Annotated in this window: 12 protein-coding genes; 4 read left to right on the forward strand and 8 right to left on the reverse strand. The window is 58.1% G+C overall.

The window, feature by feature from the left end; all coding sequences use genetic code 11:
- Positions 1–85: 85 nt before the first annotated feature.
- Genes ABLV07_RS07005 through ABLV07_RS07015 form a run of 3 tightly spaced genes read right to left on the reverse strand, consistent with a single transcriptional unit; the run spans position 86 to position 3050 of the window.
- A complete protein-coding gene (locus ABLV07_RS07005; RefSeq protein WP_348853477.1) occupies positions 86–1051 on the reverse strand; it encodes a lysylphosphatidylglycerol synthase domain-containing protein in 966 nt (321 codons plus the stop codon).
- Complete coding sequence (clsB, locus tag ABLV07_RS07010) at positions 1048–2292, reverse strand: cardiolipin synthase ClsB (RefSeq protein ID WP_042895146.1); 1245 nt, start codon at positions 2290–2292, stop codon at positions 1048–1050. Before clsB ends, ABLV07_RS07005 begins: the two co-directional genes overlap by 4 nt.
- Entirely contained in the window at positions 2289–3050 is a 762-nt protein-coding gene (locus ABLV07_RS07015) for an endonuclease/exonuclease/phosphatase family protein (RefSeq protein WP_042895144.1), read from the reverse strand. The genes clsB and ABLV07_RS07015 overlap by 4 nt, the downstream gene beginning before the upstream one ends.
- Before the next feature lie 131 nt (positions 3051–3181).
- Between ABLV07_RS07015 and ABLV07_RS07020 the strand changes: the two genes are divergently transcribed.
- Positions 3182–3592: a YbhQ family protein gene (locus tag ABLV07_RS07020; protein ID WP_032712926.1), complete on the forward strand. Its 411-nt coding sequence runs from the start codon at positions 3182–3184 to the stop codon at positions 3590–3592.
- On the opposite strand, the gene ABLV07_RS07025 is transcribed toward ABLV07_RS07020, so the two are convergent.
- The 5 genes from ABLV07_RS07025 to cecR form a co-directional block, all read right to left on the reverse strand.
- Positions 3554–4660: an ABC transporter permease gene (locus ABLV07_RS07025; protein ID WP_047041829.1), complete on the reverse strand. Its 1107-nt coding sequence runs from the start codon at positions 4658–4660 to the stop codon at positions 3554–3556. The two genes, ABLV07_RS07020 and ABLV07_RS07025, sit on opposite strands and share 39 nt — an antisense overlap.
- Before the next feature lie 88 nt (positions 4661–4748).
- On the reverse strand, positions 4749–5882 hold the full coding sequence (locus ABLV07_RS07030; protein ID WP_230250522.1) for an ABC transporter permease: 1134 nt from the start codon (positions 5880–5882) through the stop codon (positions 4749–4751).
- Complete coding sequence (locus ABLV07_RS07035; RefSeq protein ID WP_348853475.1) at positions 5872–7611, reverse strand: ATP-binding cassette domain-containing protein; 1740 nt, start codon at positions 7609–7611, stop codon at positions 5872–5874. Before ABLV07_RS07035 ends, ABLV07_RS07030 begins: the two co-directional genes overlap by 11 nt.
- The gene (gene hlyD, locus ABLV07_RS07040) at positions 7604–8596 is read right to left on the reverse strand and encodes a secretion protein HlyD (RefSeq protein ID WP_072382610.1); all 993 of its coding nucleotides are present in this window, start codon (positions 8594–8596) and stop codon (positions 7604–7606) included. Before hlyD ends, ABLV07_RS07035 begins: the two co-directional genes overlap by 8 nt.
- Positions 8593–9270 (reverse strand): transcriptional regulator CecR, encoded by a 678-nt coding sequence (cecR, locus tag ABLV07_RS07045; protein ID WP_015704813.1) that lies wholly within the window; start codon positions 9268–9270, stop codon positions 8593–8595. Before cecR ends, hlyD begins: the two co-directional genes overlap by 4 nt.
- A gap of 259 nt (positions 9271–9529) precedes the next feature.
- Between cecR and rhlE the strand changes: the two genes are divergently transcribed.
- The 3 genes from rhlE (at position 9530) to ybiB (ending at position 14234) form a co-directional block, all read left to right on the forward strand.
- On the forward strand, positions 9530–10873 hold the full coding sequence (gene rhlE / locus ABLV07_RS07050) for an ATP-dependent RNA helicase RhlE (protein WP_045360014.1): 1344 nt from the start codon (positions 9530–9532) through the stop codon (positions 10871–10873).
- A 197-nt stretch (positions 10874–11070) separates the two neighbouring features.
- The gene (gene dinG / locus ABLV07_RS07055; RefSeq protein WP_015367590.1) at positions 11071–13215 is read left to right on the forward strand and encodes an ATP-dependent DNA helicase DinG; all 2145 of its coding nucleotides are present in this window, start codon (positions 11071–11073) and stop codon (positions 13213–13215) included.
- 50 nt (positions 13216–13265) lie between these two features.
- Entirely contained in the window at positions 13266–14234 is a 969-nt protein-coding gene (gene ybiB, locus ABLV07_RS07060) for a DNA-binding protein YbiB (protein WP_047037191.1), read from the forward strand.
- The last annotated feature ends 5 nt before the right edge of the window (positions 14235–14239 follow it).

A 14239-nucleotide genomic window follows, 5' to 3' on the forward strand; every position in this document is an offset into this window, starting at 1 on the left:
CGGATAGCGGCGCGATGCGCCTTATCCGGGCTACCAAACCAGGCAATCCGCAAAAATGTCGCCCGGTAAGCGCAACCGGGCCGTTTCATCCGCGGGCCAGCTTGCGCTCGTTTTTTTGCCGCAGCTTTTTCGCCCGACTCTCCAGCACCAGATAGGCGATGGTCGCCAGCAGCAACGGCAGAAAATAGTACAGCGCGCGCCACGCCAGCAGAGCGGCAATTATCGCCCCCTTCGAAATCGACTCGCCGGAGAGCATGGCGATAAACACCGCCTCCAGCACGCCAATCCCGGCGGGAATATGAACGATAACGCCGGCGATACTGCTCACCAGCAGCACGCCCAGCACCAAAAAATAGTTAATCTCGCTGCCCAGTAGCAGCCAGATAATCGCCCCCATCACCATCCAGTTCGCCGCTGAAATCCCGATCTGTAGTAGAGCGAAACGAAAAGAGGGCAGCACCAACCGCTGTCCCTTAATCGTCATGTGGCGGCGTTTGGCGAAGGCGCAACCGAAAAGATAGATCAGGGTTAAAAGCAGCAGAACGCCGCCAATAATACGCAGCGTGGTTTGACTGATGTACCAGTGCGGCGGCAACGTCACCAGATTCGCGGTGAAAATGACGCCGCCCAGTAGAATATAGCCCAACCAGTTGGTGGTAATGCTAAGCGAGAAAATACGGGTAATAGTGCCGCCGTTCAGCCCCAGCCGCGAGTACAACCGATAGCGCATCCCGATCCCGCCGACCCAGGTGCTGAGCGTCAGGTTAAAGGCGTAGCAGATAAACGACACCAGCATCACCTGTTTTTTTGCCAGCTTGTGGCCGCACCAGGCTCGCCCGAGCAGATCGTAGCAGCCATAAATCAGGTAGCTGACGATAACCAACCCAACGGCGCTAAATAGCGCCAGACGATCGTAGCCGCGGATGACCTTCCATACATCCTGCCAGTCGACCTTTTGCGCGTAAATCACCAGCAATACGATGACGGCGATAAAAAAGAGCACGGTCAGCACTCTTTTCGTCATCCGCCAGCGGGGATGCGATTTGCTCATAGCGGATTGTCTCTGGTTTGCGTTTCTACCCGGTCCTGGGTTTCGATTTCCGGCTGCACCGGCGGGGTGACCCTGGCTAATTGCGGGGTATGCGCCGGCAGCCAACCGACCCAGGCGGGGAAGTGGCGCAGAAAGTGGAAGGCCAGCACGCTGACGCCGAGCCGCCACCAGTTGCGTTTTGGCAGCATAGACTTATCTATCTGCTGGCAATCTCTGGCGATAAGGCCGTTGAGGTTATCGCGCAGGGTCTGGTTGAACTCGCGGTCGTGGATAATCAGGTTGGCCTCCAGATTCAACGACAGGCTCAGCGGGTCGAGGTTACTGGAACCGACGGTGGCCCAGTGGTCGTCCGCCAGCGCAACCTTGCCATGCAGCGGACGGCGGCGGTATTCATACACCTGAACGCCGCCTTTAATCAGGTAGTGGTACAGCAGGTGGGCGCCAAACTTAACAATCGGAATGTCCGGCTCGCCCTGGACAATCAGCTTCACCCGTACGCCGCGCCGCGCGGCATTGCGCATCGCGTGCAGCAGACGGTAGCCGGGAAAGAAATAGGCGTTGGCGATGATGACCTCGCGGCGGGCGCTGGTCAGCATTTTCAGATAGTGACGTTCAATATCGTCACGATGTTCATGGTTATCGCGCCAGATAAACAGCGCCTGCGCTTCGCCAGGGGTTTGGTTAATTTCCGGCTGATGCCGACGGCGTCGCCACCAGCGGCGGGCTGCCTCGCTGGTGGGCAGGTTCTCCAGTTCGAATTGGAGAATATCGAGCACCACCGGCCCTTCAACCTGCACGGCATAATCCTGTTTCGCCTCCGGTCCGTAATCGCTCATGTGCTCGGCAGAGTAGTTAATGCCGCCAACAAACGCGGTTGTGTCGTCAATCACCACGATTTTTCGATGCATGCGGCGGAATAAATTGGTACGCATGCCCATGAGGCGCGGGCGCGGATCGTAGTAGCGGAAAACCACGCCAGCGGCGGTGAGTTCGCCGACAAACTCATCGCTGAGGTCCGGCGAGCCGTAGCCGTCGAGCAGCACTTCCACCTGAATACCCCGGCGGGCGGCTTTCAGTAGCACCGCATGCAGTCGCCAGCCCACCTCGTCTTCAAACCAGATAAAGGATTCAAGGATCACCTTGCGCTGCGCGCGGCCAATGGCGGCGAATAACGCCGGATAATACTGGTCGCCATTCTCCAGTAGGGTAATGCGATTGCCTTCCTGCCAGCGACATTTCACAGATGTATCTCCACGCTCAGGGGCGCATGATCGGACAGATGCCGCCAGTGTTTAAGCGCCAGCGCCTTCGGATGGCTGGCATGCGCATTCTTAACGTAAATACGATCGAGGCGCAGCAACGGGAAAGCGACCGGGAAGGTGCGTAGCGGCCGCCCGCGGGCGCGGGTAAAAATCTCCTCAAGCCCCGCCTGCGCTTTTAAAGGCTGATTAGCCTGCTGGCGCCAGTCGTTGAAGTCGCCTGCCACCACCACCGGATCGCCTGCCGGTAGCGTATTGACCCACTCCGCCAGCATCGTTAGCTGTGCCTGCCGCTGGTGCGCGCGAAGACCGAGATGCACGCAGATGACGTGGATCGTCGTGCCGCTGTGCGGAGGTACGATGCGACAGTAAAGCAGGCCGCGTTTTTCGCCATTGCCGACCGAGATATCGCGATTTTCATAATATTCAATGGGAAAGCGCGACAGTACGGCATTGCCGTGATGGCCTTCGGGGTAGACCGCGTTGCGCCCGTAGGCGTAATCGCTCCACATGGTGTCGGCAAGAAACTCGTAATGGGTGGTATCAGGCCAGTTTTCGATATGCAAAGGGTGCACTTCGTGCGCGCCCATCACTTCCTGTAGGCAAACTATGTCGGCGCTGACGCTGCGAACGGCCTCGCGCAGTTCGGGCAAAATAAAACGCCGATTAAACGCCGTAAAGCCCTTGTGGGTGTTAATTGTCAGCACGTTCACCGAAATTCGCGACGTTGGCTTAGCCATAATTCTCCAGTTAATGTCACTTTCCTGAATAAAATAGTGTAGTAGACGTCACAAAAAGATGCGGTGATACGGAATTTTCCGTAAAGTGCGGTACTCTGAGTAACAGAGAAAAATCCTTCAGGAGAGAAGCCATGAAGTGGCAACAACGTGTACGCGTCGCAACGGGTCTTAGTTGCTGGCAGATTATGTTGCATCTACTGGTCGTGGCGGTACTGGTGATGGGTTGGCTGAGCGGCGCGCTGGTGCGCGTCGGATTAGGGCTGTGCGTATTGTACGGCGTCACGCTGCTGGCGATGTTGTTTTTACAGCGTCACCATGAAGCGCGCTGGCGCGATGTCGGGGACTTCCTTGAGGAACTCACCACGACCTGGTACTTCGGCGCCGCCATGATAGTGCTCTGGTTGTTGTCGCGCGTGCTGCACAACAACCTGCTGTTGGCCCTCGCCGGGCTGGTCATACTGGCAGGCCCGGCGGTGGTATCGCTGCTGGCGAAAGATAAAAAACTAGGCAATCTTTCTTCGGAACATCGCATACGCCGCTGAGCCGGTAGTGGCCGCTATGACTAATAGCGGCCACAAACTTCCCCACACAATCTTCAGACTCGCATCCTTCAGATAAATTTGCTTGGTGATATCGGTAAAGTGCCGGATTGGGTTTATCCAGGTCAAATCCTGCAGCCACTGCGGCATGTTTTCTACCGGTGAAACGTAGCCGGATAGCAGAATCGCCGGCATCATAAAGACGAACACGCCGATAAATGCCTGCTGCTGGGTTGAACACAGCGAAGAAATCAATAAGCCAAAGCCCACCAGCGATAGACCGTAAATCAGCATGGTGAAATAGAACAGCAGCAGCGAGCCGGCAAACGGGATCTGATAAGCCCAGATACCGATCGCCAGCACGATAGTCGCCTGCATCGTGGCGACTATCAGCGCCGGAACGGCTTTGCCAACGAAGATTTGCCAGGTGGCGAGCGGTGAGACCAACAGCTGATCGAGGGTACCCTGTTCACGCTCGCGAGCCACCGACAGCGAGGTGACGATCATCACCCCGATGGTGGTGATCATGGCGATAAGCGACGGCACCACGAACCATTTATAGTCGAGATTCGGGTTGTACCAGTTGCGCACCACCAGTTCGCTGTTGTTCGGTTTCGCTTTGTCCTGCAGCAGATTCTGCTGATAGTTTTTAACAATCTGCTGTAGATAATTAGCGGCGATTTGCGCGCTGTTGGAGTTACGCCCGTCGAGCAGTAGCTGTAGCGGGGCGGTTTGATAGTTGTCGAGATTACGCGAGAAATCCGCCGGGAAGCGCACCACGAGCAGGGCTTTTTGTTCATCAATGGTCGGTTGAATCGCCTGCGGGCTTTTCAGCAGCAGGACGTGGGTAAAGGCTTTGGCGCGGGCAAAGCGCTGGGTGAGCTCCACCGCGTGGCGGCCGCTATCTTCGTTATAGATAGCGATGGTGGCGTTGGTCACCTCAAGCGTGGCGGCAAAGGGAAACAACAATACCTGAATCAGCACCGGCATGATTAAAATCATCCGCGTTTGCGGTTCGCGCAGCAGCGACTGCAGCTCTTTGCGGATTAATGTCCATAAACGATGAAACATAGAACCTTCCTCATGTCGGCCCCGGGCGACCGGAACTTACCGTAGGCCCGGTAAGCGTAGCGCCACCGGGCAACATTCGAGCGCAGGGTTAATCCAGACGCCGTTTGGTTTTCAGCCACGTCAGGCCGATAAACATCACCGCCGAAGCAATCAAAAACAGCACGTTCACCAGCAGCACCACCGGAATATTGCCCGCCAGAAACAGGCTTTGCAGGGTGTTGACGAAATAACGCGCCGGGATCACGTAGGTCACCGCGCGAATCACCGCCGGCATACTGTCTATCTGGAAAATAAACCCGGACAACATAATCGATGGTAAAAAAGCGGCGTTCAACGCGACCTGCGCAGCGTTAAACTGGTTGCGGGTAATGGTCGAGATCAGTAACCCCATTCCCAGCGTACTAAGCAAAAACAGGCTGGTGATGACAAACAGAATCAGCAGCGAGCCGCGATAGGGCACGCCGAGAATAAATACCGATACCAGCATACACAGCAACATCGCCAGCATGCCGAGGAAATAGTAGGGAATTATCTTGCACAGCAGCAGTTCGGCGCGGGTGATTTCAGTGGATAGCAGCGCTTCCATGGTGCCGCGTTCCCATTCGCGCGCTACCACCAGCGAGGTCAATATCGCGCCGACCACGGTCATGATGATGGTAATTGCGCCGGGGATAATAAAGTGCTGGCTGATGGCCGCCGGGTTAAACCAGTAGCGCATCTGCACATCGATAAGCGGTTCAAAGTTCTCACCGCGGTCTTCCGCCCGCTGCTGTTGCCAGATCTGCCAGATACCTTCGACGTACCCCTGCGCGAAGTTAGCGGTATTCGGTTCGCTACCGTCGGTAATTAACTGAATCGGCGCATTGGCGCCGGCGCGGGCCATCTGACGGTCAAAGTCGACGGGAATGACGACCATCGCGCGGATGCGCCCGGCCTGCATCAGCTCAATCAACTGCTGGCGATTATCGCTGACGGTGGCGTCGATATAGGGCGAGCCGGTCATGGTATGGACGAAATCCAGCGCCTCTTCGCTCTGCTGTTCCAGCAATACGGCGACCCGCAGTTTGCTGGAGTCGAGGTTTATGCCGTAGCCGAAGATAAACAGCAGGAGCAGGGGGATCACCACCGCAATTAGCCAACTGCTGGGATCGCGGACGATCTGTCGGGTCTCTTTGACGCACAGCGCGCGAACCCGTCGCCAGGAAAGAATGCTATTGCTCATGACCGTTTTCCTTGTCCCATTGGTTAATCAGGGTAATAAACGCCTGTTCCATAGTGGGATCCGCCTGACTGTCATTCGCCGCCTGCGCCTTCAGCGCGTTCGGCGTGCCGCTGGCGATAAGCTTGCCGTGGTAGACCAGCCCGATGCGGTCGCAGTATTCCGCCTCATCCATAAAGTGGGTAGTCACCATCACCGTGACCCCTTTATCGACCATGCTGTTGATATGCAGCCAGAATTCGCGGCGGGTGAGCGGGTCGACACCGGAGGTGGGTTCATCGAGAAACAGAATGTCGGGTTCATGCATCAGCGAGCAGGCCAGCGCCAGCCGCTGCTTGTAGCCGAGCGGTAGCTCGTCGGCGGCGTGGCCGGCGATACTTTTCAGGCCGAAGGCATCGCTCATGCGCGCGATTTTTTCATTTTGCGCCCGGCCGCGTAGACCGTAAACGCCGGAGAAAAAACGCAGGTTCTGCTCGACGCTGAGGTTGCCGTACAGTGAGAATTTTTGCGCCATATAGCCTAAATGCTGGCGCGCTTTACCGGAGCTGACCTTGAGATCCATCCCCAGCACCAGCGCTTTTCCGTCGGTCGGCACCAGCAGGCCGCACATCATTTTGAAGGTCGTGGATTTGCCGGCGCCGTTAGGGCCAAGCAGGCCGAAAATCTCACCGCGCTTAACCTGGAAATCGACGTGGTCGGTGGCGGCGAAATCACCAAACTTTTTCGTTAACGACCGTGCTTCAATGACCGTTTCGTCTTTGTTGCCGTCCACGTGATGAATAATCTCTCCTAACGGCGACTCGGCGGTTCCGGCGCCGCCTAACAGGTCGATAAAGGCGTCTTCAAAACGCGGCGCAGTTTCGGCCACCTGTAGCGGCGGCATGTTGCCGTTTTGCTGAACCTCATCAATGCGGGCTGCCTTTTTCAGGATCAAACGCACCGATTTGCCCTGAATCACGCCATCGCTAATTTGCGGCAGTTTCAGCGCCCGCTGCAACAGGCGGCGGTTGTTTTCCTGCGGGCTGGATACCAGAAAGCTGCGCCCGGCCATGGTTTGCGTCAGCGCCTTCGGTTCGCCCTGGTAAAGCAATTTACCTTCGTTCATCAGCAGCACATCGCGGCACTGCTCGGCTTCATCGAGATAAGAGGTGCTCCACAAAATTAGCATGCCGTCGCCGGCCAGTTCGTGCACCATCTGCCATAGCTCGCGGCGCGAGATAGGGTCGACTCCGACGCCGGGCTCATCTAACAACAGCACTTTAGGATCGCCCACCAATGTACAGGCGAGCCCCAGCTTTTGTTTCATGCCGCCGGAGAGTTTGCCGGCTAATCGCCCGGTGAAAGGGCCAAGAGATGTGAATTCCAGCAGGCGCTCGAATATTTTCTTGCGCGCCTCGCCGGTAACGCTGCGCAGATCGGCGTACAGGTTCAGGTTTTCCATCACCGTCAGATCTTCATACAGGCCGAATTTCTGCGGCATATAGCCGAGCGCCGCGTGCAGCGCGCCGTCGTCCTTCAGCGGATCGAAGCCGATTACGCTGGCGCTGCCCTCATCAGGCTTAAGTAAACCGGCCAGCATTCGCATCAGCGTCGTTTTACCTGCGCCATCTGGGCCGACGAGCCCTGTGACGTAGCCTGAGTGAATCGTACAGTTCAGCGGCGCGACCGCCGGTCTATCCATGCCAGGAAAACGACGGCTCAGGCCATTAAAGGTAATGACGTCCTTACTCATGCCCGTTTCCGTTGCTGAAGGAGACGGTCACCGGCATGCCCTGACGCAGCGAGGCGTCGGCGTCGTTCACCACGATGCGCAGGCGGTAGACGAGATCGGTGCGCAAATCCGGTGTTTCCACGGTCTTTGGCGTGAATTCGGCGCTGGGGGAGACAAAGCCGATTTTACCGTGATAGGGCTTGTTCGGCCGGCTATCGGTATACAGCAGTACTTCGCGCCCCGGCTGCGCCTGGCCGAGATTTTTCTCGTCAACGTAGGCGCGTACCCAAACCGGATGGGTTAATGACAGCGTCAGCACCGTGCCGCCGGCGTTTAACATGGTGCCGGGCTCTACGGCGCGGGTCATCAAGGTGCCGTCGGACGGCGCGGTCAGTACGGTATCATGCAGGTCCAGTTTGGCTTGCGCCAGGGCCGCCTGCGCCTGTTCAAGGCTGGCTTTGGCCTGGGCAATTTCCTGCGGGCGGTTACCGGCGCGATATTGACGCAGTTTATCCTGCGCCGATTTTAAGGTCGCCTGCGCCTGATCGCGTGAAGAACGGGCGTTTTCGAGGTCGTTGGCGGAAATCGCGCTGCTGGCGCGCAGGCCGAGCTGACGTTGATAAAAATTCTGCGCATAGACCCAGGCGGCCTGCGCCTGGTTCACCGCGGCCGCCGCCTGCGCAATCTCTTCGGCACGGTAACCCGCCATCATCAAATCGTACTGAGCCTGGGCGGTGGAGACGTTGGCCTGCGCCTGTTGCAGCGCGTTTTCATATGGCGCGCGGTCAAGTTCGCCGAGGGTTTGCCCACGGCGAATTTCATCGCCTTCATCGACGTTCAGGGTTGCCAGCCGCCCGCCGACGCGGAAGCTCATATTCACAGTGCGAATATCGACATTGCCGTAGAGAGTGAGATCTTTTGCCTGGCTGCTTTGATACCACCACCAGCCGCCGCCGAGCGCGGCGAGCACGATGACGACCAATAGAACGACGACGGGTTTTTTCATGATCCCAGGCTCCTTTGCGCTAACCCTTGCAGAATGAAATCGATATGACAGGTGATCACCTGAAAAATTTGTTCAGCCTTTTGTTGATCGAACTGCGCCCAGCCGGTACGCAGTAAAATGGTTTCCCGCCCGAGCCGGAAGGCCAGCACCTCGCCAAGTAGGGCGTGGGTGTGCAGAATCATCTGCGTATCGTTGGCATCGCGCCCGGTCCAGGCGGCGATAAGCCGGGTCAAATAGCTATGTAGCGGGGCGATAACCTGCTGGTGGATTAGCTGGTAAGCCGCGGTAGGGGAGAGCTGCTCGCGAGAGATAAACTTGCTGAGGTTGACCGTGTCGTCCTGGGTCAGCAGCAGACTCATATCGCGGCAGCTGCGCAGGATCAATTCCCGCAGCGCCGGTTTGTCAGGTTTCGTCTGGGCGAGCAGGGCTTCGGCCGCCTCGGCATGCGGGCGGAAATTCTCGCCGATACAGTCGGCGATCCACTGCGCGCAGGCGAGATACAGGTCGTCTTTCGAACCGAAATAATAGGTGATAGCGGCGATATTTTGCCCGGCCTGCGCGGCGATATCGCGGGTCGTCGCATGGAGGCCATATTCGCCGAATTGCGCGATGGCGGCGGCGATAAGCTGGCTTTTGGCTTGTTCGCCTTTACTGGTCACGGAGGTACTGTTCATCGCACTCTAAAAAATTAATCAATCGATTGATTAAGAATAGGGGCGATTCGCTGAACTGTCCACCATGGTGAAGACGAAAAATTACCCGGCGCAAGCGAGCATTATTTTGCTGGTAATTCCTGCGGGGATATTTTATGCGGTTCGTCACAAAATCTGCTAAACTGCGCCCCTTCATGGCATTGTGGTTTTTGCCATCTCTATCGCAATAATCTCCCTGAAAACTACGCCCTTAAACGGGCCGGGGCGGTTCGGAGTTGTTATGTCTTTTGATTCCCTTGGCCTGAATCCCGATATCCTGCGCGCCGTCGCCGAGCAGGGCTACGTTGAGCCGACCCCTATCCAGCAGCAGGCGATCCCGGCAGTACTGCAGGGCCGCGATCTGATGGCCAGCGCCCAGACCGGGACCGGCAAGACCGCCGGTTTTACGCTGCCGCTGCTGCAGCGCCTGACCCAGGAGCAGCCGCACGCGAAGGGGCGCCGTCCGGTGCGCGCCCTGATCCTGACGCCGACCCGCGAACTGGCGGCGCAGGTGGGTGAGAATGTCCGCGACTACAGCAAATATCTCAATATCCGCTCGCTGGTGGTTTTCGGCGGCGTGAGCATCAACCCGCAGATGATGAAGCTGCGCGGCGGCGTCGATATCCTCGTCGCCACCCCAGGCCGTCTGCTGGATCTTGAACATCAGAACGCGGTCAGCCTGGATAAAGTCGAAGTGCTGGTACTGGATGAAGCCGACCGCATGCTGGATATGGGCTTTATCCACGACATCCGCCGCGTGCTGGCTAAACTGCCGCCGCGTCGTCAAAACCTGCTGTTCTCCGCCACCTTCTCTGATGAGATCAAGGCGCTGGCGGAAAAACTGCTGCATAACCCGCTGGAAGTCGAAGTGGCGCGCCGCAACACCGCCTCTGAGCAGATCACCCAGCACGTTCACTTTGTGGATAAGAAACGTAAGCGTGAACTGCTCTCGCAGCTGATTGGCGAAGGCAATTGGCAGCAGGTGCTGGTCTTTACCCGTACCAAGCACGGTGCCAACCATCTGGCGGAGCAGCTGAATAAAGACGGTATCCGTAGCGCCGCCATCCACGGCAATAAGAGCCAGGGTGCGCGTACCCGCGCGCTGGCTGACTTTAAATCCGGCGGTATTCGTGTGCTGGTCGCCACCGACATCGCCGCGCGCGGGCTCGACATCGAAGAGCTGCCGCACGTGGTCAACTATGAGCTGCCGAACGTGCCGGAAGATTACGTACACCGGATTGGCCGTACCGGCCGCGCGGCGGCGACCGGCGAAGCGCTGTCGCTGGTCTGCGTGGACGAGCATAAGCTGCTGCGTGATATCGAGCGTCTGCTGAAAAAAGAGATCCCGCGTATTGCTATTGCCGGTTATGAGCCGGATCCGTCGATTAAAGCGGAGCCAATTCAAAACGGTCGTCAGCAGCGTGGCGGCGGCCGCGGTCAGGGGCAGGGACAGGGACGCGGCGGTCAGAGCCAGGGCCGTAGCCAACAGGCGCCGCGCCGTCAGGATGGCGAAGCGCCGAAAGCGCGTACCCAGGACGGTAAACCACCGCGTCGTCGTCGCCCGCGTAAACCTGCCGGCGAATAAGACGCTGTTGCCTGGGACGATAAAGCGCTCAGGCAGCACCCCGGCCCGTCTCTCCGCGTGCGCGGCGGCGGGCCGTTTTTTTTTGCCGTTCATTGCGTTTTTTATCGAGCGCGATTCCACCCTCTACAGAAAGCAATACCTCCTGGCCGGCAAAAATGGCACAATAGTGGCTGTTTATACAGTATTCAGGTTTTCTCATGGCTTTGACCGCTGCGCTTAAAGCGCAAATCGCCGCCTGGTATAAGGCGCTTCAGGAACAGATCCCGGACTTTATCCCCCGAGCCCCGCAGCGGCAGATGATCGCCGATGTGGCGAAAACGCTCGCCGGGGAAGAGGGGCGGCATCTGGCTATCGAAGCGCCGACCGGCGTCGGCAAAACGCTGTCATATCTGATCCCCGGCATCGCCATTGCCCGTGAGGAACAAAAAACGCTGGTGGTCAGTACCGCCAACGTCGCGCTGCAGGATCAAATCTACAGTAAAGACCTGCCGCTGCTGCGCAAGATTATTCCCGACCTGCGCTTTACCGCCGCCTTTGGCCGTGGTCGCTACGTTTGTCCGCGTAATCTGGCGGCGCTGGCCAGTACCGAGGCGACGCAGCAGGATCTGCTGGCGTTCCTCGATGACGATCTGACGCCAAAAAACCAGGCCGAACAAAAGCTCTGCGCGACGCTGAAAACCGATCTCGACGGCTATAAATGGGACGGCCTGCGCGATCATACCGACAAGCCCATTGATGACGCCCTGTGGGGGCGGCTAAGCACCGATAAAGCCAGCTGTCTTAACCGCAACTGCCACTACTACCGCGAATGCCCATTCTTCGTCGCCCGGCGCGAAATCCAGGAAGCGGAAGTGGTGGTGGCCAACCATGCGTTGGTGATGGCGGCCATGGAGAGCGAAGCGGTGCTGCCAGAGCCGAAAAACCTGCTGCTGGTGCTCGACGAAGGCCACCATCTGCCGGACGTCGCCCGCGACGCCTTAGAGATGAGCGCGGAGATAACCGCGCCATGGTACCGGCTGCAGTTGGATCTGTTCAGCAAATTGGTGGCGACCTGCATGGAGCAATTCCGTCCGAAGACCACGCCGCCGTTGGCCAATCCGGAACGGTTAAATGAACACTGCGAAGAGCTGTATGAGCTTATCGCCTCGCTCAATAATATTCTCAATCTCTATATGCCTGCCGCCCAGGAGGCGGAGCATCGCTTCCCGATGGGCGAACTGCCGCAGGAAGTGATGGAGATTTGCCAGCGGCTGGCCAAGCTCACCGAAATGCTGCGCGGGCTGGCGGAGCTGTTTCTCAACGATCTTAGCGAAAAGACCGGCAGTCACGACGTGGTGCGCCTGCATCGTATCCTGCTGCAGATGAACCGGGCCCTTGGCATGTTCGAAAGTCAGAGCAAGCTGTGGCGGCTGGCCTCAATGGCGCAGTCTTCCGGCGCGCCGGTGACCAAGTGGGCCACCCGCGAGATTCGCGATGGCCAGATCCATGTCTGGTTCCACTGCGTGGGAATCCGCGTCAGCGATCAGCTCGAACGTCTGCTGTGGCGCAGCGTGCCGCATATTGTCGTCACCTCGGCGACGCTGCGTTCGTTGAATAGCTTCTCGCGCCTGCAGGAGATGAGCGGCCTGAAAGAGAAAGCGGGCGATCGTTTCGTGGCGCTGGACTCGCCGTTCAATCACGTCGAGCAGGGAAAAATCATTATTCCGCAAATGCGCTATGAGCCGCTTATTGATAATGAAGAGCAGCACATCGCCGAAATGGCGGCTTTTTTCCGTGAGCAGGTCGAGAGCAAAAAGCATCTTGGTATGCTGGTGCTGTTCGCCAGCGGGCGGGCCATGAATCGCTTTCTGGAACATGTTACCGATCTGCGCCTGATGCTGCTGGTGCAGGGCGACCAGCCGCGCTATCGACTGGTCGAGCTGCATCGTAAACGCGTTGAAGGCGGCGAGCGCAGCGTGTTGGTTGGCCTGCAATCTTTTGCCGAAGGGCTGGATTTAAAAGGCGAGCTGTTAAGCCAGGTGCATATCCATAAAATCGCCTTCCCGCCGATCGACAGCCCGGTGGTGATCACCGAAGGCGAGTGGTTGAAAAGCCTCAACCGCTATCCCTTTGAGGTGCAAAGCCTGCCGAGCGCCTCATTCAACCTGATTCAACAGGTCGGGCGCCTGATCCGTAGCCATCAGTGCTGGGGCGAAGTCATTATTTACGATAAGCGCCTGCTGACTAAAAATTACGGCGCGCGATTGTTAAATGCGTTACCGGTATTTCCCATAGAGCAGCCGGGCGTTCCCGAGGTTATAGTAAAAAGCAAAGCAAAACAGACGCGTCGCCGACGCCGCTAAGCGCATAAGCGGTGCGGTCGGCGGAGCCTACCGCTGGAGGGAGCAAGTCGATGGATTACACCAAAATCATCAAAGAAGTCGGGCGCGGCAAAAATCACGCTCGCGACCTGGATTTAGTCACGGCCCGTGCGCTGTATACGCGGATGTTAAACGGCGAAGTGGACGATCTGGAACTGGGCGCTATTCTCATTGCGCTGCGCATCAAGGGCGAAGGCGAAGCCGAAATGCAGGGCTTTTATGAGGCGATGCAGCTACAGACCATCCGCCTGACGCCGCCGGTAGCGAAACCGATGCCGATTGTTATCCCCAGCTATAACGGCGCGCGCAAACAGGCCAACCTGACGCCGCTGCTGGCGGTACTGCTGCATAAACTCGGTTTCCCGGTGGTGGTTCATGGCGTCAGTCATGATCCAACCCGCGTCCTGACCGAGACCATTTTTGCGCTGATGGGGATCCCGGCCACCACCCACGCGGGTCAGGCCCAGGCGCGTCTCGACAGCCATGAGCCGGTCTATATCCCGGTCGGGGCGCTGTGCCCGCCGCTGGAAAAGCAGCTGGCATTGCGTTGGCGGATGGGGGTGCGCAACAGCGCGCATACGCTGGCCAAGCTGGCGACGCCGTTCGCTGAAGATGCCGCGCTGCGGCTGTCGAGCGTGTCGCATCCGGAATATGTCGGCAAGGTCGCGGCGTTCTTTACGCAGATCGGTGGCCGGGCGCTGCTGATGCACGGTACCGAAGGTGAAGTCTATGCCAACCCGCAGCGCTGCCCGCAAATTAACCTGATTGATGCGGCGGGAACCAGAGTGTTGCATGAGCGGGCCGACGAGAGTGTGCAGGAAAAAGTGGCATTGCCGGAATCCAAAGATCCTGAAATTACCGCGCGCTGGATTGAGCGCTGCGTGAGCGGTAGCGAGCCGGTTCCGCAGTCGCTGAAAATTCAGCTTGCCTGCTGCCTGGTCGCCACCGGCCAGGCGACTTCGCTCGCTAATGGCCTGGCGCAGGTTGCCGAACGCTGGTAAACGGA

It is taken from the genome of Klebsiella sp. CN_Kp097 (assembly GCF_040064495.1).
In the GTDB taxonomy this organism is placed as follows: Bacteria; Pseudomonadota; Gammaproteobacteria; order Enterobacterales; family Enterobacteriaceae; genus Klebsiella; species Klebsiella aerogenes.

Excerpts from the sequence above, each read along its gene's own strand:
- ABLV07_RS07005 (WP_348853477.1), bottom strand. The coding sequence starts at position 1,051 with ATGAGCAAATCGCATCCCCGCTGGCGGATGACGAAAAGAGTGCTGACC.
- ABLV07_RS07015 (WP_042895144.1), bottom strand. The coding sequence starts at position 3,050 with ATGGCTAAGCCAACGTCGCGAATTTCGGTGAACGTGCTGACAATTAAC.
- ABLV07_RS07020 (WP_032712926.1), top strand. The coding sequence starts at position 3,182 with ATGAAGTGGCAACAACGTGTACGCGTCGCAACGGGTCTTAGTTGCTGG.
- ABLV07_RS07025 (WP_047041829.1), bottom strand. The coding sequence starts at position 4,660 with ATGTTTCATCGTTTATGGACATTAATCCGCAAAGAGCTGCAGTCGCTG.
- ABLV07_RS07030 (WP_230250522.1), bottom strand. The coding sequence starts at position 5,882 with ATGAGCAATAGCATTCTTTCCTGGCGACGGGTTCGCGCGCTGTGCGTC.
- ABLV07_RS07035 (WP_348853475.1), bottom strand. The coding sequence starts at position 7,611 with ATGAGTAAGGACGTCATTACCTTTAATGGCCTGAGCCGTCGTTTTCCT.
- hlyD (WP_072382610.1), bottom strand. The coding sequence starts at position 8,596 with ATGAAAAAACCCGTCGTCGTTCTATTGGTCGTCATCGTGCTCGCCGCG.
- cecR (WP_015704813.1), bottom strand. The coding sequence starts at position 9,270 with ATGAACAGTACCTCCGTGACCAGTAAAGGCGAACAAGCCAAAAGCCAG.
- rhlE (WP_045360014.1), top strand. The coding sequence starts at position 9,530 with ATGTCTTTTGATTCCCTTGGCCTGAATCCCGATATCCTGCGCGCCGTC.
- dinG (WP_015367590.1), top strand. The coding sequence starts at position 11,071 with ATGGCTTTGACCGCTGCGCTTAAAGCGCAAATCGCCGCCTGGTATAAG.
- ybiB (WP_047037191.1), top strand. The coding sequence starts at position 13,266 with ATGGATTACACCAAAATCATCAAAGAAGTCGGGCGCGGCAAAAATCAC.